The organism is Lentzea sp. CA-135723 (assembly GCF_050936595.1).
Classification (GTDB): domain Bacteria; phylum Actinomycetota; class Actinomycetes; order Mycobacteriales; family Pseudonocardiaceae; genus Lentzea.
Map to the genome: position 1 here is coordinate 5,047,363 of NZ_JBNJMK010000001.1, position 21,307 is coordinate 5,068,669.

General features: G+C 69.5%; 17 protein-coding genes, 1 tRNA gene and 1 riboswitch. Of the genes, 9 read left to right on the forward strand and 9 right to left on the reverse strand.

All coding sequences use genetic code 11. The features are described 5' to 3' along the window. Nucleotides 1–91 precede the first annotated feature (91 nt). The gene (locus tag ACQEU1_RS22900) at nt 92–691 is read right to left on the reverse strand and encodes a TetR/AcrR family transcriptional regulator (RefSeq protein WP_433211678.1); all 600 of its coding nucleotides are present in this window, start codon (nt 689–691) and stop codon (nt 92–94) included. A 172-nt stretch (nt 692–863) separates the two neighbouring features. Here ACQEU1_RS22900 and ACQEU1_RS22905 point away from each other — a divergent pair, with 172 nt between their 5' ends. The 8 genes from ACQEU1_RS22905 (at nt 864) to pth (ending at nt 9,073) form a co-directional block, all read left to right on the forward strand. After that, on the forward strand, nt 864–2,003 hold the full coding sequence (locus tag ACQEU1_RS22905) for an alpha/beta hydrolase family protein (RefSeq protein WP_433205186.1): 1,140 nt from the start codon (nt 864–866) through the stop codon (nt 2,001–2,003). An 88-nt stretch (nt 2,004–2,091) separates the two neighbouring features. Further along, a tRNA-Gln gene (locus ACQEU1_RS22910) sits at nt 2,092–2,162 on the forward strand. 26 nt (nt 2,163–2,188) lie between these two features. Next, the gene (locus tag ACQEU1_RS22915; RefSeq protein WP_433205189.1) at nt 2,189–3,883 is read left to right on the forward strand and encodes a GGDEF domain-containing protein; all 1,695 of its coding nucleotides are present in this window, start codon (nt 2,189–2,191) and stop codon (nt 3,881–3,883) included. Between the two features lie 47 nt (nt 3,884–3,930). Beyond that, nucleotides 3,931–5,403 (forward strand): bifunctional UDP-N-acetylglucosamine diphosphorylase/glucosamine-1-phosphate N-acetyltransferase GlmU, encoded by a 1,473-nt coding sequence (gene glmU / locus ACQEU1_RS22920; RefSeq protein ID WP_433205192.1) that lies wholly within the window; start codon nt 3,931–3,933, stop codon nt 5,401–5,403. A 14-nt stretch (nt 5,404–5,417) separates the two neighbouring features. Further along, nucleotides 5,418–6,389, forward strand: a complete 972-nt coding sequence (locus ACQEU1_RS22925; protein ID WP_285643718.1) for a ribose-phosphate diphosphokinase — start codon at nt 5,418–5,420, stop codon at nt 6,387–6,389. Nucleotides 6,390–7,348: 959 nt separating this feature from the next. Further along, on the forward strand, nt 7,349–7,951 hold the full coding sequence (locus ACQEU1_RS22930) for a 50S ribosomal protein L25/general stress protein Ctc (protein WP_433205195.1): 603 nt from the start codon (nt 7,349–7,351) through the stop codon (nt 7,949–7,951). Between the two features lie 62 nt (nt 7,952–8,013). After that, nucleotides 8,014–8,520, forward strand: a complete 507-nt coding sequence (locus ACQEU1_RS22935) for a DivIVA domain-containing protein (protein ID WP_433205198.1) — start codon at nt 8,014–8,016, stop codon at nt 8,518–8,520. Further along, nucleotides 8,510–9,073: an aminoacyl-tRNA hydrolase gene (gene pth, locus ACQEU1_RS22940; protein ID WP_433205201.1), complete on the forward strand. Its 564-nt coding sequence runs from the start codon at nt 8,510–8,512 to the stop codon at nt 9,071–9,073. Before ACQEU1_RS22935 ends, pth begins: the two co-directional genes overlap by 11 nt. Here pth and ACQEU1_RS22945 read toward each other — a convergent pair whose 3' ends face one another. Continuing rightward, on the reverse strand, nt 9,074–10,687 hold the full coding sequence (locus tag ACQEU1_RS22945) for a fatty acyl-AMP ligase (RefSeq protein ID WP_433205204.1): 1,614 nt from the start codon (nt 10,685–10,687) through the stop codon (nt 9,074–9,076). Between the two features lie 100 nt (nt 10,688–10,787). Between ACQEU1_RS22945 and ACQEU1_RS22950 the strand changes: the two genes are divergently transcribed. Continuing rightward, nucleotides 10,788–12,128, forward strand: a complete 1,341-nt coding sequence (locus ACQEU1_RS22950) for a DivIVA domain-containing protein (protein ID WP_433205207.1) — start codon at nt 10,788–10,790, stop codon at nt 12,126–12,128. 28 nt (nt 12,129–12,156) lie between these two features. Here the strand turns inward: ACQEU1_RS22950 and ACQEU1_RS22955 are convergent, their stop codons facing one another. The 7 genes from ACQEU1_RS22955 to ACQEU1_RS22985 form a co-directional block, all read right to left on the reverse strand. Beyond that, complete coding sequence (locus ACQEU1_RS22955) at nt 12,157–13,929, reverse strand: ABC-F family ATP-binding cassette domain-containing protein (protein WP_433205210.1); 1,773 nt, start codon at nt 13,927–13,929, stop codon at nt 12,157–12,159. Nucleotides 13,930–14,051: 122 nt separating this feature from the next. Beyond that, nucleotides 14,052–15,014, reverse strand: a complete 963-nt coding sequence (locus ACQEU1_RS22960) for a 4-(cytidine 5'-diphospho)-2-C-methyl-D-erythritol kinase (protein WP_433205213.1) — start codon at nt 15,012–15,014, stop codon at nt 14,052–14,054. A gap of 57 nt (nt 15,015–15,071) precedes the next feature. Then, a complete protein-coding gene (locus ACQEU1_RS22965; RefSeq protein WP_433205216.1) occupies nt 15,072–15,872 on the reverse strand; it encodes a MetQ/NlpA family ABC transporter substrate-binding protein in 801 nt (266 codons plus the stop codon). A 28-nt stretch (nt 15,873–15,900) separates the two neighbouring features. Further along, complete coding sequence (locus ACQEU1_RS22970; protein ID WP_433205219.1) at nt 15,901–16,557, reverse strand: methionine ABC transporter permease; 657 nt, start codon at nt 16,555–16,557, stop codon at nt 15,901–15,903. Nucleotides 16,558–16,580: 23 nt separating this feature from the next. Then, nucleotides 16,581–17,579, reverse strand: coding sequence for a methionine ABC transporter ATP-binding protein (locus ACQEU1_RS22975; protein ID WP_433205222.1), 999 nt, complete (start codon nt 17,577–17,579; stop codon nt 16,581–16,583). A gap of 215 nt (nt 17,580–17,794) precedes the next feature. Then, nucleotides 17,795–17,888, reverse strand: a riboswitch (SAM riboswitch). An 88-nt stretch (nt 17,889–17,976) separates the two neighbouring features. Further along, nucleotides 17,977–18,798 carry a 16S rRNA (adenine(1518)-N(6)/adenine(1519)-N(6))-dimethyltransferase RsmA gene (gene rsmA / locus ACQEU1_RS22980; protein WP_433211682.1) on the reverse strand — a complete coding sequence of 274 codons (822 nt, stop codon included), beginning with the start codon at nt 18,796–18,798 and terminating at the stop codon, nt 17,977–17,979. 972 nt (nt 18,799–19,770) lie between these two features. Then, on the reverse strand, nt 19,771–21,180 hold the full coding sequence (locus ACQEU1_RS22985) for a transglycosylase family protein (RefSeq protein WP_433205225.1): 1,410 nt from the start codon (nt 21,178–21,180) through the stop codon (nt 19,771–19,773). Nucleotides 21,181–21,307: the final 127 nt, after the last annotated feature.

Sequence of the window (21,307 nt, forward strand, 5' to 3'; positions counted from 1 at the left end):
ATCCACAACAAGCATTCGGCAAGTTGCACAACGAGAAACCCGCTCACGCAGGCATGGTCCTATGCGCGCTTACCACCGGGCAACGGGAACCTCAGCGGCCGAAGCGCAGCCTGGGCTTGTGGTCCATCGCGGACAGGCCCTTCCAGGCCAGGTTGACCAGGTGCGCGGCCACCTCGTCCTTCTTCGGCTTGCGCGCCTCCAGCCACCACTGCCCGGTCAGCGCCACCATGCCGACGAGCGCCTGCGCGTACAGCGGGGCGAGCTTGCGGTCGTAGCCGCCGCGGGCGAAGTGCACGCCGAGGATGTGCTCGACCTGCGACGCGATGTCGTTCAGCAACGACGAGAACGTCCCGGAGGACGACGCGACGGGCGAGTCGCGCACCAGGATGCGGAACCCGTCGGTCGAGCCCTCGATGTAGTCGAGCAACGCGCACGCGGCCTGTTCCAGCAGCTCACGGGGGTGCGAGCCGCCGTCCAGGGCCGTCATGATCTGGTCCATCAGGCGCTGCATCTCGCGGTCGACGACGACGGCGTAGATGCCTTCCTTGCCGCCGAAGTGCTCGTAGACGACGGGCTTGGACACGCTCGCGCGGTGGGCGATCTCCTCGATCGAGGTCGCGTCGAAGCCCTTCTCGGCGAACAGGGCGCGGGAGACGTCGAGGAGCTGCTCGCGGCGTTCCTTGCCCGTCATCCTGACCCTGGTCACCGAGTCAGCGTACAAAGCTCACCTCGCGGCGGTGATCCTGGCCGAGCTCGCCGAAGCTCAAGATCGCCAACGCCCACACGTCGGCGATCTTCAACGGGCGCTTGGCCTTGACCCCCTCGCTTCGCCACACCCCGGGTGGAAAAGGCATCATTCGAAGATGGCCAGACGCAAGATCATCCGGATCACCACGATCTCGCTCGTCGCGCTGCTCGTGCTGGTCACGGCGGCCCTGGGCGGCATCGGCTGGTACTACAGCGGCGAGCTGCTCGAACCCGACCGCTGGGCCGGTCGGTACCCGGACACCGCGCTGGGCAGCCAAGGTCAGTCGGTCGTGCTGGCCGAGTCCGTCTCCACGGTCCAGCAGGGCACGCTGGGCCTCATCTGGTCCGGCGGCCAGGCCAAGATCGGCGAGATCACCAGCACGAAGGACGGGCGCGTCGAACGGCCGGTGCTGGAGGGCAGCGCGCCGCCGGACGGCACCAGGGTGCGCATCGAGACCGCCGTCTACGAGGGCAACCCGAAGACCGCGCTGGGCCTCGTCTACAGCGACGTCGCGGTGCCCACCGAGCTCGGCGACATGCCGGCGTGGCTCGTGCCCGCCGAGAACAAGGGCACCTGGGTCATCAACGTCCACGGGCGCGGCGCCAAGCGCGAGGAGGGGCTGCGGATCGTGCCGCAGCTGCACAACGCCGGGCTGCCCGTCCTGCTGATCACCTACCGCAACGACGAGGGCTCGCCCGCCTCGCCCGACGGCCTCTACCACCTGGGTGACACCGAGTGGCGCGACGTCGAGGCCGCCATCAGGTACGCGCAGAGCCAGGGCGCCCGCGACGTCGTGCTCTACGGCTGGTCGATGGGCGGCGCCATCGTCGGCCAGACGCTCGCCCGGTCCGGCCTCGCGGCGTCCGTCAAGGCGGTCGTGCTCGACTCCCCCGTCACGAACTGGACGCAGACGCTCGACCTGCAGGCGAGCAACCGGGGCGTGCCGACGTGGCTCACGCCGGTCGCCGAGCTCGTGTCCGGCTGGCGCGCCGACATCGACTTCGACCGGTTCGACCTCGTCCGCAACCCGCCCGCGCGGAAGCCCCCGACGCTGGTCTTCCACGGCTCGGCGGACGAGACGGTGCCCGCACAGTCGTCGCGCGACCTCGCGACCGCGGCGAGCGGGCTCGGGTGGCCGCTGCAGTACGTCGAGATCCCCGGCGCCGACCACACCTCGGGGTGGAATGTGGCGACGGACACGTATCGAACGACGCTCGGCGACTTCCTGACCAGGTCAGTCGGCACCAAGCCGTGATCTTGAACTGGGCCGGTGGAGTGGTGGTTGGACAAGAAGAGGACCACTCGTGACAACATGTGCCCTGGGCGCGCGCGAGCTCGCCCGTTCCGCCATGGTGTAAAGGCAGCACCTCTGATTTTGGTTCAGATGGTCCAGGTTCGAATCCTGGTGGCGGAGCAAGGCCTTGAAAGCGCAGGGTCAGGGTGTCTTTGGGAGGTGCGAAGCTGCCCGAGGAAACGGTCGACGAGCAGGGCAACGTGGGCCACCGCCATCACGAGATGTCCGACGCGTGGCTGGTGGGCCGCGCGTCCGAACTCGTCGCCGTGGCCCAGAGCAGCCACCTCGCCGCGCAGCTGGACGCGGCCTCCGAGATCGACCGCATCCTCGCCGAGGCGCAGGGGCGCGGAGAGCCCCGGATCGTCGCGCAGCTGCTCAGAGCCGCGGCCGTGGTCCGGCTGGTCACGCCGGGGCTGGTCGACATGTCCGACCCGCAACTCGACGAGATGCTCTCGCACTGCCGCCGGCACGGCCTGATCGTGCTGGAGGCGGACGCGCGGGCGTTGCGCGGCCGCCGGTTCCTGCTGGGCAACGCCGAGGACAAGGCGCTGACCGAGATCGCGTCGGCGCTCGCGATGATGCTCGACGAGGAACCGGACGTGGACCCGGTCTTCGACAAGCGCATCTGGGACCAGCTGCTCGCCACGACGCTGCAGGACATCGCGCTGGTGCTGACCCAGCTCGGCGTCTACGAGATGGCGGACGACGTGCTGGCGGGCGCCAACAACGCGTTGCGCGAGAGCGGCCAGCCCCACCAGATCTACGTGCACCTGGTCAACCGCGCCCGGCTCCGGATCGGCTGGGGCCTGCGCCTCGAACGGGTGAACCTGCACGACGACGCCGGCGAGCAGTTCAAGATGGCGTCCGGGCTCGCCGAGGCCGCCGAGGTGCCGTTCCGGCAGTCGCTGCACCCCGGCAGGCGCGACCTCGACGCCGCCGAGCAGGTGCCGATCCTCGGCGCCGCCCACGCGCTCACGCACCCGGCCGAACGCCACCTCGACCGGCTGTGGTCGTTGCGCGGCCTGTCGATGTACGCGCGGGAGCTGATCATCGTCGCGATCGCGCTGGCCAGGTGCCTCGTCGAGGCGAACCGGCTGGACGACGCGCTGAAGGTCCTCGACGACACCCGCACGCAGATGGAGCACGACACGTCGGAACCGTCGCTGGTGCTGTCGCTCGAACGCGAGTACGCGCACCTCTGCGGCCCGCACACGACGTCGGCGTTGCAGGCGTACAACGCGGCCCTGGAACTGGAGCTGTGGCAGATGCGCGAGTCGCGCGTGGCCACGTTGCAGACCCGCCGCGAACACGAACGGCTGACGCGCGCGCACGGCCAGATCGCGCAGCAGGCGTTGCAGGACCCGCTGACGGGGCTGCCGAACCGGCGCGCGCTCGACGACAAGATGGGCGAGCTCATCGCCGGTCAGGTCGACCCGTTCTCGATCGCGCTGGTCGACCTCGACGGCTTCAAGGGCGTGAACGACCGGCATTCGCACGCGGAGGGTGACGATGTCCTCCGGGTGATTGCCAGCACACTCCGGCAGGCCCTGCGGGGTGACGACATGGTGGCCCGCTACGGCGGTGACGAGTTCGTCGTGCTGCTGCCGGGCGCCCCTCTGCACGCCGCGGAAGCCGCACTGGGCAGGGCCGTGGATGCCGTGGCAGGCCTGCCAATCGACCTCTCCAGAGGGGTGACGCTGTCGGTCGGCGTGATCTCCCTGCGACCCCGCGAAACAGCGAACCAGGCCCTGTCGAGGGCGGACTCGGCGATGTACGTGGCGAAGCGCCAGGGTGGCTGCCAGGTGGCCGCGGTGGCTGGAGAGCCGTCCGCGGAGGCCTAGGCTGGTCGGCGGACTTCGAACCACCCAGCCTGTTAGGGAGAGCATTGATGCTCGAGGGCCCTGTCAGCACGGTCGTGCTCGCCGCCGGGGAAGGCACCCGCATGCGGTCGTCCACGCCCAAGGTGCTGCATCGGATCGCCGGACGCTCACTCGTCGAACACGCGGTGCGCGCGGCGGCCGGCACAGACCCCGACCACCTGGCCGTCGTCGTCGGACACGGCCGTGAAGCAGTCACTGAGCATCTGGACACTCTCGCCGGGGCGTTGGGCCGCAAGGTCACCGTCGCCGTGCAGGCCGAGCAGAAGGGCACGGGCCACGCGGTCTCGTGCGGCCTCGCCGAGCTGCCGGACGACCTCGGCGGCACGGTGATCGTCAGCTACGGCGACGTGCCGCTGCTGGACACCCAGACGTTCGCCGCCCTGCTCGCCGAGCACTCGGAAGCGGGCAACGCGGTCACCGTCCTGACGGCCGTGGTGGAGAACCCCACCGGGTACGGCCGGATCGTCCGCGACTCCGACGGCACCGTGGTGCGGATCGTCGAGCAGAAGGACGCCTCCTCCACCGAGCAGCTCATCACCGAGATCAACTCGGGCGTGTACGCGTTCGACGCGGCGGTGCTGCGCGACGGGCTCTCGCGGTTGTCCACCGACAACGCGCAGGGCGAGCTCTACCTGACCGACGTGCTGGGCATCGCCCGCGGCGACGGTCTGCGCGTCGGCGCGCTGATCGCGTCCGACCGGTGGCTGGTCGAGGGCATCAACGACCGCGTGCAGCTCGCGGCCGTCGGCGCCGAGATGAACCGCCGCATCGTCGAGGGCCTGATGCGCGGTGGCGTCACCGTCGTCGACCCCGCCTCGGTGTGGGTGGACGCGGACGTGACCGTCGGCCAGGACGCGTTGATCGAGCCGAACGTGCAGCTCCGCGCGGGCACGGTGGTCGGCGCGCGTGCGGTCGTCGGGCCGGACACGACGCTGTCCGGCGTGACGGTGGGTGAGGGCGCGTCGGTCGTCCGCACCCACGGCAGCGACTCGGTGATCGGCGACAACGCGTCCGTCGGCCCGTTCGCCTACCTGCGCCCAGGCACGTCTCTAGGGGTCAAGGGCAAGATCGGCACGTTCGTCGAGACCAAGAACTCGCAGATCGGCGCCGGTTCGAAGGTCCCCCACCTGTCCTACATCGGCGACGCCACGATCGGCGAGCACAGCAACATCGGCGCGGCCTCGGTCACCGTCAACTACGACGGCGTGAACAAGCACCGCACGATCGTCGGTTCCCACTGCCGCACCGGCTCGGACAACATGTTCGTGGCGCCGGTGACCGTGGGCGACGGCGCGTACACGGGCGCGGGCACGGTCCTGCGCCGCAACGTCCCGCCGGGCGCGCTCGCCGTGTCCGGAGGCCCTCAGCGCAACCTCGAGGGCTGGGTACTCAGCCGTCGCGAGGGAACGGCCGCGGCTCAGGCGGCAGCCGAGGCCCTGGCGAAGCAGAATGCCGACGAGAAGACAGAGGAGGGTCGCTGACTGTGAACCCGCAGATGCCCGGCACACCGAAGAAGAACCTGATGCTCTTCGGCGGGCGTGCCTATCCGGAGTTGACTGAAGAGGTCTCGAAGCACCTCAACGTCACGGTGACCCCGCAGTCCGCCTACGACTTCGCGAACGGCGAGATCTTCGTCCGCTTCGAGGAGTCCGTCCGCGGCTGCGACGCCTTCGTCATCCAGTCGCACACCGCGCCCATCAACCAGTGGCTGATGGAACAGCTGATCATGGTCGACGCCCTCAAGCGCGCCTCGGCCAAGCGCATCACCGTGATCATGCCGTTCTACCCGTACAGCCGGCAGGACAAGAAGCACCGCGGCCGCGAGCCGATCTCCGCGCGCCTCGTCGCCGACCTGTTCAAGACCGCGGGCGCCGACCGCCTCGTCTCCGTGGACCTGCACACGGCCCAGATCCAGGGCTTCTTCGACGGCCCGGTCGACCACCTGTGGGCCATGCCGCTGCTGGCAGACCACATCCGCGGCAAGTACGCGGGCCACGAGATCACCGTCGTCTCCCCCGACTCCGGTCGCACCAAGCTGGCCGAGAAGTGGGCGGACACCCTCGGCGGCGCGCCGATCGCGTTCATCCACAAGACCCGCGACCCGCTCCGCCCCAACGAGGTCGTCTCGAACAGGGTCGTCGGCAAGGTCGAGGGCCGCCTCTGCATCGTGATCGACGACATGGTCGACACCGGCGGCACCATCGCCGGCGCCGTCAAGCAGCTCCTGAACGAGGGCGCCTCCGACGTGGTCATCGCCGCGACGCACGGCATCCTCTCCGGCCCCGCCACCCAGCGCCTGCAGGACTCGGGCGCCCGCGAGGTCGTGTTCACCGACACGCTGCCGATCCCGGCGGAGAAGCGCTTCCCGAACATGACCGTCCTGTCCATCGCGCCGCTGCTGGCCCGCGTGATCCAGGAAGTGTTCGAGGACGGCTCCGTCACGTCGCTGTTCGACGGCAACGCCTGACCCACGCTCGCACAGGGCCTTCCGCAGTCCACACGGACAGCGGGAGGCCCTTCTGCATGAGCAGGCAGGCTGGCGCAGAGGTCCCCTCGCGCTCAGGCTCCCCCGCGACCCAACGTACCGACGAGGTCTGACACTCCGGCCAAATCGCAGTCGCCAACGCAGGGCGACCACGCACGCAGGCCGAACGCGCACACCCAACCGCAGCCGTCAGCGCAGCCGTCAGCGCAGCCCCAGCCACGTACGCAGGCCGAACGCGCGCACCCAACCGCAGCCGCCAACGCAACCCGACCACGCACGCAGGCCCGGCGCGTGGTGCCAACCGGACAGCCAACAACCAAGCCAACCACCTACGAGTCCTGGCACGCGATGCCGCAGGCGAGCCCGAACGGGCTGCTGCCCGGCTGGTCAGCGGTCGGACCCATCGATTGCGATTGGGGCTTGACTTTGGGTGCGAGGTGCTACCACTTGTGGCTCGGCCGGGCGTTCTTCCCGGCCTTTTCCGGTCCGACAAGCGCCTCGCAAGGGCCCCGAAGTCAAGCCCCAATCGCCACCCCGCACTTCGTCACTGCCTGATGGACCACCCTCGCAACCGCAGCCCAACCCCAGGAACGCGACCAACCCCCGCCACAACAGGAACCGCCCCGCAGAACCGGCACCCCGCACCCGCCAAAGCCGACCCGCACCCACCCCGCAACCCGACCCGCGCACATTCACCCACCCGTGACACACCCCCGATTACCACCTCCGACCCGCACTCACCTACACTGGTCGGGTTGCCTCGGCGAGGGCGAGCTACCCAGCTCGGCGTGATCGACGCGGTGGCTTGATGCCGCGCGTGTTGACCCCTGTTCCGCGCTGCTCGCCGCCGCAGGCCACCACCCAGAGCTGAACACGCTGAACCACTGATACTTGTGCACCGCCCCGACGTACAAGGCCAGACTTGTAAGGAGTACCCCACCGTGTCCGAGGTTCGTCTCGCCGCTGAGCAGCGCACCGAATTCGGCAAGGGCGCAGCCCGCCGCACCCGTCGCGCCGGCAAGATCCCCGCGGTGCTCTACGGCCACGGTTCCGACCCCAAGCACCTGGCCCTGCCGGCGCTGGAGTTCGCCCGTGTGGTCCGCGAGCACGGTCAGAACGCCGTCCTCACCCTCGCCCTCGACGGCGCGGCTGAGCTGGCGCTCACCAAGACCGTCACCACGCACCCGATCAAGAACTACATCGAGCACGTCGACCTGCTGCTCGTGAAGCGCGGCGAGAAGGTCACCGTCGACATCCCCGTCGTCGTGACCGGTGAGGCCCAGTCGGGCACGCTCGTCACGCAGGACGCCACGACGATCACCGTCGAGGCCGACGCCCTCAACATCCCGGAGCAGGTCGAGCTCTCGATCGAGGGCAAGGAGGCCGGCACCCAGATCCACGCCGGTGACCTGGAGCTGCCGAAGGGTGTCACCCTGGCCACCGACGCCGAGGCCCTGATCGTCGCCGTGAACGAGGCGCCGTCCGCGGCGCAGCTCGAGGGTGACGAGGCGGCCGCTCCGGCCGAGGCCACCGAGGAAGACTGAGCCCCATCACGTCGGGCAGAAACGACGGCGCGTCGCCTCCTCACGAGGGGGGCGGCGCGCCGTTGCAGTACCTCAGCCCGGCCGATGTCCGGTCGAAGACCTTCCGCCGCAAGCGCCAGGGCTACGACCCGGACCAGGTCAACGAGTTCCTGCAGATCGTCGCCGACGCGCTGGCCGGCAGGCTGCGGCTGAACCCGGACCACGTGCGCACCGTCAGGTTCGCCGCGGTCCCGAACGGCTACGACCCGCTCAGCGTCGACGGCGTGCTGCACCTGCTGGAGCACCAGGTCCGCAACGGCATCGTGCCGCCGACCGGCCTCAACTCCGGTGAGGACCTGCACGCGCGCAAGCTCGGCAAGACCGGCACCGGCTACGATCGCGCCGAGGTCGACGCCTTCATCGCCCGCGCCGCGGCCAACCTGGACGGCCGGGGCTCCATGACCTCCACCGAGGTCCGCAACACCCGGTTCAGCACCACGTCCGGCCTGCTGGGCAAGGGGTACCAGGTGCAGGCCGTGGACACGTTGCTGGACGATCTCGAGCAGGAGTTGCGGTTCCGTGGACGCTGACCTCGCCCTCATCGTCGGGCTGGGCAACCCAGGCCCCAAGTACGAGGGCAACCGCCACAACATCGGCTTCCTCGTCCTCGACGAGCTGGCCGCACGCGTGGGCGGCAAGTTCAAGGCCCACAAGTCAGGCGCGGAGATCGTCGAGGGCCGCCTCCAAGGCCACCGCGTCGTGCTCGCCAAGCCCCGCAGCTTCATGAACCTCTCCGGCGGCCCCGTCGCGAGCGCCGTCAAGTTCTTCAAGCCCACCACCATCGTCGTCGTCCACGACGAGCTGGACCTGCCGTTCGCGCAGCTGCGGATGAAGCTGGGCGGCGGCGACAACGGCCACAACGGACTCCGCTCCATCACGAAGTCCCTGGCCACCAAGGACTACCACCGCCTGCGCTTCGGCGTGGACCGCCCGTCCGGCCGCCAGGACCCCGCCGACTACGTCCTGAAGGACTTCTCGACGGTCGAGCGCAAGCAGCTGGCCCTGGAGGTCGACCGGGCGGCCGACGCGGCCGAGGCCCTGGTCACCAAGGGCCTCGAAGCCGCGCAGAACACCTACCACTAGCTAGACCAGTTCGGCCGCCGCGGACCGGCGCAGCTTGCCGGACGGCGTCTTCGGCAAAGTCCCCGGCGGCTGCACCACCACGGCGAACGGCCGCAGCCCGACCGCGTCCACCACCCGCGCCGTCACCTGCTTGACCAGGTCCTTCTCGGCCTCGGCGTCCCCGGCGAGCTTCGACTCCAGCACGACGGCGAACCGCTCCCGCTGCGTCCCGGCGTCCAGCCGAACGGCAACGGCGTTGCCGGCCCGGACACCTTCGACGGAACAGGCCGCACGCTCCACATCGGTCGGATAGATGTTCCGCCCGCCCATGATGATGACGTCCTTGCGCCGCCCGCAGACGACGACCTGGCCGTCCTCCACCAGGTAGCCGAGGTCCCCGGTGGACAGCCAGCCCTCAGCGTCCTGAGTGGCCAGAGGACCGTCCACGGTCAGGTACCCGGGAGTCACCGCCTCACCGCGGATCTGCAACTCACCGACGTCCCGCACGCCCAGCACGTCACCCGAGTCCGACACCACCCGCAGCTCCAGCCCCGGCAACGGCGGCCCCAGCAACGGGAACGCACGCCCACCCTCAGTGGGTACCGCGCGGTGCGTGGCCTCCAACGATTCGGCGTCCACGACGTCCACCGACAGACCGGTGAACAACGGCGCGAAAGCCACACCCAGAGTGGTCTCCGCCATGCCGTAGGCCGCCAGGATCGACTCGGGACGCAGCCCGAAGCGCTCGCCGGCCACCACGAACGCCTGGACAGCGGCCGGGTCGATCGGCTCGGCCCCGTTCAACGCCAGCCGCATCGACGACAGGTCGAAGGAGTCGGAAGAAGAGGCCAGCCGACGAGCCACGATGGCGTAGGCGAAGTTCGGAGCAGCGGTGATCGTGCCCTTGTACCGGGTGATCAGGTCGGCCCACAACGTCGGGCGCGACAGGAAGTCGACAGGGGTGACCTTCACCAGTTCCAGGCCGAAGAGCATCGGCACGGTCAGGAAGCCGACCATGCCCATGTCGTGGAACAAAGGCAGCCAGGAGACCATCACGTCGGACTCGGGGTCGAGGGCCGCCGCGATCTCCATGCCGCGCGCGTTGGCCATCAGGTTGCGGTGCGTGATTCGCACCGCCTTGGGATCGGCGGTGGAGCCACTCGTCAACTGCAGCAGTGCCGTGGCATCCTCGTCGGTGGGAACAGGAGCAGCGATCGGTTCCGCGTCGAGTTCGGAGAGCAGTCGGTACGGCACTCCGTGCTGGTCCAGAACGGCAGCCAGGGCGTCGAAAGGGCTGCCGAGCAGGACCAGACGCGAATCGATCATGGCGAGCACCCGCAGCGTGTCCTCGGCCCACTCGGCCAGGTCGGTGCGTGGTGTGGGTTGATGCAACATCGTGACGCTGCCACCACACAGCCATGCGGCCTGCACGGCTGGGGCGATCACGGCTGGTTCGGCGGCGAGCACGGCGATCGCGGTGCCCGGCGCCACGTCGAGCGCACCGGCCATCCGCCGGGCGCGTTCGTGCACCTCGGCCCAGGTCCGGCGGACGGGCGCGGCGGGTTCACCCGTCGTCATGCCCCTGTCCCGGCCGTTGGAGGCCGTCGCCAGCATCACATCCACGAACTGACTCATGTTCGCGATCGTAGTGGCGCCGTTTGGTCCATCAGGGCGAAACGTTATGCCACGCGAAACGCGATACTCCCCAGTACAGGTACGCAGGAGGAGGTCATTGGTGGATCGGGGCGGTCCCGGAGCGCAGCATCGTCTACCCGCGCATCCGGCTCCTCTGCTCTCCGCGCAGGACGTGGCACTGGTCGCGTTCCACCGTCCCCCCAGTGGGCAGCGCGGCTACGACGCGGCTGAGGTGGACGCGTTCCTCGACAGGGTCGAGGGCACCATGAAGAGCAAGGACATCCTCACGCGCGAAGACGTCCTCAACGTCAAGTTCAGCACGGCGACCCGCGACCCGGGCTACGACGTGAACGAGGTCAACGTCTTCATGGAGCTCGTGGCGGACACGCTGCGGTCCACTCCGCAACGCCAGCAGGCCTCTGCGCCCGCCAAGGGCGCGCACGCCACGTCGCAGGCGATGAGACCGGCGGTCCGGTTATCGCCGGACGACGTCGCCGCCGTGCGCTTCCACAAGCCCAGACCGGGGACCCGCGGGTACCACGAGGGGCAGATCGACGCGTTCCTCGACCGCATCGAGCAGACCCTGCGCGGCAGGGACAACCTGACCGCCCAGCAGGTGCAGGACGCCGTGTTCGGCGAGACCGCGCCCGGCACGTTCGGCTACGACGAGGAAGACGTCGACACGTTCCTCGACCTCGTGGTCCTGATGTTCGAGGTCGCCCCGCCCCCGCGCGACACGGGCCCGCCCACCACGGTGCTCCCTCCGCTGCCCCAGCAGCAACAACGGCCGCAGCAACGCTCCGCCCAGCCGGATCCACGGTCCCAGCGGCCCCAGCAGCGTCCTCGGCCCTCTCAGGCCCAGCAACGCCCGCCCGCGCAGCAGCCGGCGGCGCCCCAGGCGGTCGACTCGCCGAAGCTCACCGCCGCCGACATCCGCGACATCGCGTTCCACCGCCCTCCCCGCGGCCGCCGCGGCTACCAGGAGTCCCAGGTGGACGCGTTCCTCGACCGCATCGAGGCGACGCTGCTCGGCCAGGACAACCTGACCGCGAAGGACGTCCGCGACATCCGGTTCTCCCGTCCGCTCATCGGACGACGCGGGTATGACGAGACCGAGGTCGACGCGTTCCTCACCGCGATCGAGCAGCAGCTCTCCGGGCCGATGCGCAGCAGCATGCCGCAGGTGAAGTCGTGGAAGGACCTGCGCCAGCTGCGGATCCCGCAGGCGGCGTCCGGCCAGCGCGGCTACCGCACCGCGCAGGTCGACCGGATGCTGGAGGAGATCGGCGTCGCGCTCGACGGCATGCTCGGCGCGTCCTCCGACGAGGTCATGAAGGCACGCTTCAGCTACGCGCTGCTGTCCGGGCAGGGCTACGACACGGCGTTCATCGACGAGCTGCTGCCCCAGCTCGCCGAACAGCTGCGCCGCAAGGGACGCTAGGACGCGCGGCCCGGTGCGGGCCGCGCCGCTAGCCCTCCACGACCTCCGCCGCGACCATCCAGGCGGTCTCCACTTCGGACTCCTCCGCCAGCACGGCGCGGAGCTCGGCGTCGAGCTTCAGCAGCCGGTCAGGCTCGGTCGCGGCCTCGGCGAGTGCCGCGTGCAGCTCGGCTTCCTTCTTGTGCAGCACCTCGAGCCGGCGTTCCAGCCTGGCCAGCTCCTTGCGGGCGGCCCGCTGGTCGGCCGCGTTCGACGGCGCCTTCTCGGCGGCGGGCGCGGCGGTGGCGTTCTCCCTGTCCCGCAGCGAGTCGCGGCGCTTCAGGTACTCCTCGATGCCGCCGGGCAGCTCGGTCAGGCCACCGTCGCCGAACAACGCGACGACCTTGTCGCAGACGCGCTCGACGAGGTAGCGGTCGTGCGAGATCACGACGAGCGTGCCGGCCCAGGAGTCGAGCAGGTCTTCCAGCTGCTGCAACGTGTCGATGTCGAGGTCGTTCGTCGGCTCGTCGAGCAGCAGGACGTTCGGCTCGGCCATCAGCAACCGGCACAGCTGCAGCCGGCGGCGTTCGCCACCGGAGAGGTCGGAGACGGGCGTCCACTGCTTCTGCGACGAGAACCCGAAGCGCTCACCGAGCTGCGAGGCCGACATCTCGTACTTGCCGAGCACGACGCGCCGCGCGACCTCCTCGATCGCCTCCAGCACGCGCATCGACCCGTTGAGGTCGAGCAGCTCCTGCGACAGGTGCGCGATCTTGACGGTCGAACCCTGGATCCGCTTGCCCGTCTCGGTTTCGCGCTCTCCGGCGAGCAGCTTCAGCAGCGTGGTCTTGCCCGATCCGTTGACGCCGACCAGACCGATCCGCTCGCCGGGCCCGATCCGCCACGTCAGGTCGCGCACCAGCACCCGGTCCGGAATGGACAGTGTGGCGTCCTCGATCTCGATGACCGTGCGGCCCAGCCGCTTCTTCGCGAACGCGAGCAGCTCCACGTTGTCCCGCAACGGAGGCACGTCCGCGATCAACGCCTCGGCGGCCTCGATCCGGTAGCGGGGCTTGGAGGTCCGCGCGGGGGCACCGCGGCGCAACCAGGCGAGCTCCTTGCGCGCCAGGTTCTGCCGCTTCTCCTCGAGCGTGTCCGCGAGCCGCTGCCGTTCGGCGCGGGCGAAGATCCAGTCGGCGTAGCCGCCCTCGTACTGCTCGACCTTGCCGTTCACCACTTCCCACGTGCGGTTGCAGACCGTGTCGAGGAACCACCGGTCGTGGGTGACGACGACGAGCGCGCACTTGCGGGACAGCAGGTGTTCCGCGAGCCACCGCACGCCCTCGACGTCGAGGTGGTTGGTCGGCTCGTCGAGCACGAGGAGCTCGAGGTCCTGGATCAGCGCGGCCGCGAGGACGACGCGGCGCCGTTCGCCACCGGACATCCGCGAGACCACGGAGTCGAGGCCCAGCGCGGTGATCCCCAGACCGTCCAAAATGGACCGGACGCGGGCGTCGGAGGCCCACTCGTGCTCGGCGTCGAAGCCGAGCGGGTCGATCACCGCGTTGCGCACGGTCGAGCCCTCCGGCAGCTCGGTCCGCTGCGTCACGACGGCCATCCGCAGGTCGCGCGACCGGGACACCCTGCCGTCGTCCGCGGGCTCCACCCCGGCCAGGACCTCGAGCAGCGTCGTCTTGCCGCCGCCGTTCAGGCCGACGACGCCGATGCGGTCGCCCTCGTTGACGCCGAGCGACACGCGGTCGAGCAGCGGCCGGACGCCGAACGACTTCGCCACGGACTCCAGGTTGACCAGGTTGGCCATCAAAACCTCACGACTTCGGAAGAAAGAACCCCGCTGAAGGCTACCCAGCGGGGCCAAAGGTCCTGATCGCCAGCCTTGACCCGGGGAGCGTGCCCGCGGCGTGCGATCGTCCGGACGGACTACTACGCGTGCACCTCGGGCGGCGTCGGCTTCGGCTCCTCCGTCGTGATCACGCGGGCACCGGGCACCGGCCCGTGCGCGACCCGGACGGTCCGGCACACCCCGGCGCCGGCGAGCTCGGCGGCCACCTTCACCGCGGCATCGCCGTCCTCGCACAGGAACGCCGTCGTGGGGCCGGAACCGGACACGATGCCGGCGAGCGCGCCCGCGTCGACGCCCGCGCGGAGCGTGCGGCGCAGGTTGGGCCGCAACGACACGGCGGCGGCCTGGAGGTCGTTGCCGAGCAGCAGCGCGAGCTGGCGCGGGTCGCCGGAGGAGAGACCCTCCAGCACTGCCTCGACCTCGCCCACGCGGGGCGGATCTCCCTCCGTGCGCAGGCGGTCCAGCTCGTCGAAGACGTCCGGAGTGGACAGTCCGCGGCGGTCGAACGCCAGCACCCAGTGGAACTGGTGGCGGGCCAGCACGGGCACGATCCGCTCGCCGCGGCCGGTGCCGAGCGCCGTTCCGCCGTAGAGGGCGAACGGGACGTCGGCGCCGAGCTTGCCGGCCAGTTCGGCCAGTTCGTCGCGGCTGATGTCGAGGCGCCACAAGGACGACAGGCCGACGAGCGTCGCCGCCGCGTCCGCGCTGCCTCCCGCCATGCCGCCCGCGACCGGGATGGCCTTGCGGATGACGACGCGGACCTTGGGGTCGTCCGCGTCCTTGCCGACGTGCGCGGCCAGCAGCTGGACGGCGCGCCAGGCGAGGTTGGAGGCTCCGGTGGGCACCTGGTCGGCGCCCTCGCCGTGCACCTCGACGCCTGGCTCGTCGGCCACCGCGACCGTGACCTCGTCCACCAGCGACAGCGCCTGGAAGATCGTCACCAGGTCGTGGTAACCGTCCGGGCGCACGTCACCCACGGCCAGGTGCAGGTTGACCTTGGCCGGGACGCGAACTGTGACCGGGGGAGGAACGACTGCGAGCACCACGTCAGCCTACGGGCGTTCTGGCCCGCCGGACTCCTCCCCCGGCCACTGCCGATGTCACACCGGAATGACGGAACCGTCGAACGTCTGCTTGATGTAGTCCTTGACCTGCTGCGATCCGAGCAGCTCCGCGAGGTCCTTGATCCGCTTGTCGCCCTTGAGCTCGGTGCGGGTGACCAGGCCGTTCGCGTTCGGGTTGCCCTCGGCCTTCTCCAGCGCGAGCGAGTCGGTGGCGGGCTTGAGGCCGGCGTCGATCGCGTAGTTGCCGTTGATGACGGACGCGTCGGTGTCGTCGAGCGAACGCGGCAGCTGAGCGGCCTCCAGGGGCACGAACTGGAGGTTCTTGGGGTTCTCCGCCAGGTCGCGGACCGTGGGCTGGTCGACGGGCTTGAGCTTGATCAGGCCGTTGGCCTCCAGCAGCTTCAGGCCGCGGGCCTCGTTGGTGGCGTCGTTGGCGACGGCGACCTTGGCCCCGGCCGGCAGCTCGTCGAGCTTCTTGACCTTCTTGGAGTAGAGGCCGAGCGGTTCGACGTGGACGGGCTGGACCCACTCGACCTTGGCGCCGCTCTCCTTCGTGAACGTCTCCAGGTACGGGACGGTCTGGAAGTAGTTGGCGTCGAGCGACCCGTCGACCAGCGCCGTGTTCGGCTGCACGTAGTCGGTGAACTCGACGACCTCGATCTTCAGGCCCTTCTGCGCGGCGAGGTTGTCGGCCACGTACTTGAGGATCTGGGCGTGCGGAACCGGCGAGACGCCGACCTTGAGCGTGTCGGAGGCACTCGACGTACCGGCCGAGCAGGCGGACAAAGCGGTGATACCGGTCAAAGCGACTGCGATCAGGGCAGCACGAATACGCATGACGTTCCTTTTGAGAAATTTCTACGGGTCAGACTGAGGCGTGCCGGCGCCGGTCGGACGCACGGGCGGCACGGGTGAAACCGAGCTGGATCACGGTGGTGAGCACGGCGAGCCACGCCACGGTGCTCCACAGGATCCGGTCGTTGAAGCGCTGGTAGCCCTCGCGGATCGCCAGGTCGCCGAGACCACCGCCGCCGATCACGCCGGCCATCGCCGAGTACCCGATGAGGGCGATCACGGTGACGCCGATGGCGTTGATCAGGGCGGGCAACGACTCGCGGATGAGCACGCTGCGCACGATCCGCAGGGTGCTCGCCCCGGTCGTGATCGCGGCTTCCACCACGGTCACGTGCACCTCGGACAGGATGTTCTGCACGAGCCTGCCGACGAATGGGATCGCTCCCACGGCCAGCGGCACGATGACCGCCGTGCTGCCGATGGAGCCGCCCACGATGAGCCGGGTGACCGACGTGAGCGCCACGAGCAGCACGATGAACGGCATCGAGCGGCCCAGGTCGGTGACGAAGCTGAGGATCCTGTGCACCGCGGCGTTCGGCCGCAGCCCACCCTTGGCGGTGAGCTGCAGCCAGACACCAACGGGAACGCCGAGCAGTGTTGCGATGACCGTGGAGACGCCGACCATGTACAGCGTTTCTCCGGTGGCCTCGACGAGATAAGCGATCACGTCGGACCAGGGTGTTGCAGACCTCACGCAGCTACTCCCTGCGGCCCCTTCAGGGACCTCTGCACAGCGCCGCCGGCCTCGCCGATCCACTCCAGCGCGGAGTCGGACCGCTCACCGTTCAGGCCGAGCCGGAAGCGCGCGACCGGCGTCTCGCCGAGGCGCGTCAGGCCACCGCCCACGATGTTGAGCTCGACCCCGAACCGGTGCGCGGCCTCGGGCAGCAGCGCGCCGACCGCGGCGAACCCGACGAGCACGACGTCCGCGACGCGGTCGTAGGCGTTCTCGTTGATCGGGTTGAGGTCCACGGCGGGCAGCAGCGAGCTGCTCGTGCGGCTGCCCGGGTTGTTGACCAGGTCGAGCACCTTGCCGTGTTCGACGACCTTGCCCTGCTCCAGCACGGCCACGTCGTCGCAGATCTTCCGGACCACGCCCATGTCGTGCGTGACGACGAGCACGGTCACACCGAGCTCAGCGCGCGCACGGTCGAGCACGGTCAGCACGGAGCCGGTCGTCTCGGGGTCGAGCGCGCTGGTGGGCTCGTCCGCGAGGAGAACGCTGGGGTTGGCGGCGAGGGCACGCGCCACGGCGATGCGCTGACGCTGCCCGCCGGACAGCTGGTCGGGGTACGCGGCGGCCTTGTCGGTGAGCCCGACGAGGTCCAGCAGCTCGCCGACGCGCGTCCGCCGCTGCGGTCCGGGCACGCCCGCGGACTCCAGCGGCAGCGCGATGTTGCCGGCCGCCGTCCGCTGGCGCAGGAGCGAATCCCCTTGCGGCACAACGCCGATCTGCCTGCGCGCGGCGCGGAGAGCACTGCCGTCGAGGCTGGTGATGTCGGTGCCGTCGACGCGGATCGCCCCGGAGTCGGGACGCTCCAGCAGCGCGACGCACCGGGCGAGCGTCGACTTGCCGGCGCCGCTCGGGCCGACGACACCGAGCACGGTGCCGGCCTCGACGTCGAGGGTCACGCCGTTGAGGGCGGAGACGCCCTGGAAGGACTTGGTGAGGTTTTCGACAGTGATCACTTCTGCTCCACGGCTGCGCGCGACGGCACACCGTCCGATGTGGACGTGCGCGGTCGAGGTGTGCTGCTCAGGGGTGCGCCACTCGCTGGGGAGTGCGCGTCAAAGGACTTTGAGAAGGCGCCTTAGACGAGGTGGCGACGACATGCAGAAGCGGTGCGACGGCACTGGTCGACAACTCGACGGCGCGTCAGCATTCGCACGGTACCCATGGTGCTCCTCCATCGGTCCTGGCGTTAGCACCTGCCCGCATCCAGCGGGTGGTTGCTGCGACGTCGTAGAGCCAGGTCTCTCAGTCGCTCCGGATGGCAAGTAGCAGTCAACCGGACGGACGTTCGGTTGCGCAAGCCAGAATCCGATTCGTTCGACAGATCACACTGTTGGCCGAAGGATCCCCGGCTTAGACCTCGGCGATCCGGATGAAGTCGATCACCGACAGCTGCTCGCCCCGCTGCTGCGGGTCGACACCGGCCTTGGCGAGGATCTCGTCGACGTTCGGCGACCACGCCTTCAGGGCCGATCGCAGCGTCTTGCGGCGCTGAGCGAAGGCCGCGTCGACGATCTGGAAGAGCTTCTTCCGGTCCACTGTGGATAGTAGATTTTCGTGCCTGCGGAAAGAAACCAGGCCCGAGTCGACGTTGGGGGCGGGCCAGAAGACGTTCTTGCCGATGCTGCCGGCCTTCCTGGCGTCGGCGTACCAGGCGAGCTTCACACTGGGGACGCCGTAGATCTTGTTGCCCGGCTTCGCGGCCATCCGGTCGGCCACCTCGGCCTGGACCATGACGAGACCCTTTTGGAGGCTGGGGAGTTCGGCCAGGAGGTGCAGCACGACGGGGACCGCGACGTTGTACGGCAGGTTGGCGACGATCGCGGTGGGTTGCGCCGGCAGGTCTTCTTGGGTGACTTTCAGCGCGTCCTTCAGGACCACGTGGAGTTTGGCGGCGTTCTCCGGGTCCAGTTCCTGGACGGTCTGCGGGAGCCTCTCGGCCAGGGGCGGGTCGATCTCCACCGCGATGACCTGTGCCGCGCTGGGAAGCAGGGCGAGGGTCAGGGAGCCCAGGCCCGGACCCACCTCCAGGACGACGTCGTCCTGGGCGAGGTCGGCGGCTGCGACGATCTTGCGGACCGTGTTGGGGTCGTGCACGAAGTTCTGGCCCAGTTTTTTGGTCGGGCGGATGTCCAGTTCCGCGGCTAGGCGGCGGACTTCGGCAGGTCCCAGCAGGCTCACCCGGGCATTCTCGCAGGTCGCGTTGCGTCGCCTCGGGGCGGTGGTTGCGTTGGGCGCAAAGACCTCGACGGGCGTGGTCGAGTCATCGCCGCTGGCGCGTCGATAGAGATTGGGGCTTGACTTCGGGGCCCTTGCGAGGCGCTTGTCGGACCGGAAAAGGCCGGGCTGAAAAGAGGCCCGGCCGAGCCACTAGTGGTAGCACCTCGCACCCAAAGTCAAGCCCTAATCTCTTCGCGTGCGTGGCTGAGTTGGGCGGCTACGTCACCGATACCGCTTGCACGGCGCGTCGAGGAAAGGACGCCTCGCCTTCGGCATTGCCTTGGGTCTTGGCCGAGCTCGGCTGCGCCATCGCGAAGCTTGCGCTCGGTCGGGCTCGCCTCCGGCTTCGCCAAGCCCTATAGCCATCCTCGACCCGTCTCGCCTTACCCCGTCTCGCCTTGCCCCGTCTCGCCTGAGACCGGGCTCGCCCGACGCCGTCTTGTCTGAGACACGTCCTGTCCGATGCCGTCTTGCCTCGCCGCTCGCTCAGCCGGACTGTCAGACCCGCTGAGTACGTTGGGTCGCGGGGACTCCAAACCCGAGGGGACCCCTGCGCCAGCCTGCCCGCTCGCCCGCCTGGCTCGGTCTCGCCGCGCGCTCCGCCTTGCCCCGCGCACCAGCTTCGCTTCCCGAACCCGTTTCGCCCGTACTGCCTCGCCGGGCCCGCGCTCCGCCCCGCTTGCCTTCTTCCGGCCCGTCCTACCCCGCCTTGCCTTCGCCCGCCCGTCTTGTCCCGCCTGGCCCAGCCCCACCAGCCCATCCTGCCTCGCCCGGCCCGCGCTCTGCCCTACCTGGCGCCCCAAGCTTCGCTTCCCGAACCCCGCCCCACCCTCACCCCGGAGCCCCAGCGCCCCTCCACGACCCCCGGACACGGCAAAGGCCGCCCAGGCGAACCTGAGCGGCCTTCTGCGGGGGACGGAGAGGGGTTTACGGCAGGCCGAGCTTCGCGCGGCAGCCCGGCCAGGCGCCGTACGTGCCGCCCGCGCGGTCGCGGAGCTTGGTCGCGATGGCGATCTGCTGCTCGCGGGTGGCCTGGTGCGGGAGCTGGGCGTAGGCGGTGCCGCCGTTGGCCGCCCAGGTGCCCGCGTTGAACTGGAGGCCGCCGTAGTAGCCGTTGCCGGTGTTGATGGCCCAGTTGCCGCCCGCCTCGCACTTGGCGAGACGGTCCCAGACGTCGCCGTCGGGGAGGGGCTTGGTGCCGACGGTGACCTTCTTCGGCTTCGGTTCCTTGGTGACCTTGGAGCTCAGCTTCTCCTTGCTGACCTCCTTGCCGTTCTTGATGGTCACCTTGTACTGCGAGATCTGCTCGCCGGCCTCGCCCGGGTCGGTGACCTTCTGCTCGCCCGCGTTCATGTTCGGGTCGTTGGTCTTCTCGACGGGCGGGGCGACCGGCTCGTTCACGTTGATGACCGTGACGCCGGTGCGGGAGATGTAGACCTCGGCGCCGGTGGCCAGCTTCACGTCCATGCCGGACGTGATGGAGTCCTCGGCGCCCAGGGTGATGTTCTCGCCCTTGAGGAGCTCGTCGACGGAGAGCGCGGTGGTCTGGATCTCGCGGACCGGGTTGGCGCCGTCGAACAGCTTGATGTTCTTGCGGGTCTTGACCTCGAGGTTCATGCCTTCGAGGGGGATGTCGTGGCTGCCCTGGGCGGACATCCACGCGCCTTCGAGGTTCACGCCGAGCTGCTTGGCGGCTTCCTCGACGGTGACGGAGCGGACCCAGTCCTCGCGGGCCTGGCCGTCGACGCTCATCTTGAGCAGGCGGCCGCGGTCGAGGCTGATCTTGCCGCCGTCGGAGATCGGGGCGTTCAGCGACGGGGACAGGGCGTCGTGCTCACCGACGACGATGCCCTCCTCCGCCAGGACGTCGCCGACCGTGCCCTCGTACGAGTGGACGGTCTGCATCGCGCCGTCGATCTCGACGGTCAGCGACTTGTCCATCGCCATGGCGGTCACGCCGCCGCCGGAGATCGACACGAGGATCGCGGCGACCGTGCCCTTGAGGAAGCGGCGCTTCCAGTTGGTGACGGTCTTGGTGAGGAGCTGCGGGTCCTGCTTCTCCTCTTCCTCCGACGGGAGGACGAGGGGCGGCATGATCGTCGTCTCGGCGTTGATGAGACGGATCAGCTCGTCGACGTCGACGTTCGCCGACGCGAGGAGGTCGTCCGCGTCCGGGCCGAGCACCTCGAGCACGTCCGCGGGCGTGATCGTCAACGCGCCGGGCGGGAAGCTCGGGTGCGGGTCTGCGACGCTCACCGACGTCTGCCCGACCGGCGTGAACCAGTCGGTGTCGTCGTTGAAGTCGTAAGGCGCGGCAGTTCTGTCGCTACCGGACATCAGGGTCGATACCTCCATTGCGGAAGCTTTGAGGCCACCGCACAGTTGGCGTTGACAAGATCATTCGAGTTGGAGCTCGAAGGTTCCCGGCAACTCCTCCTACGTGGTCTCGCTTCTTCGCGCTTCT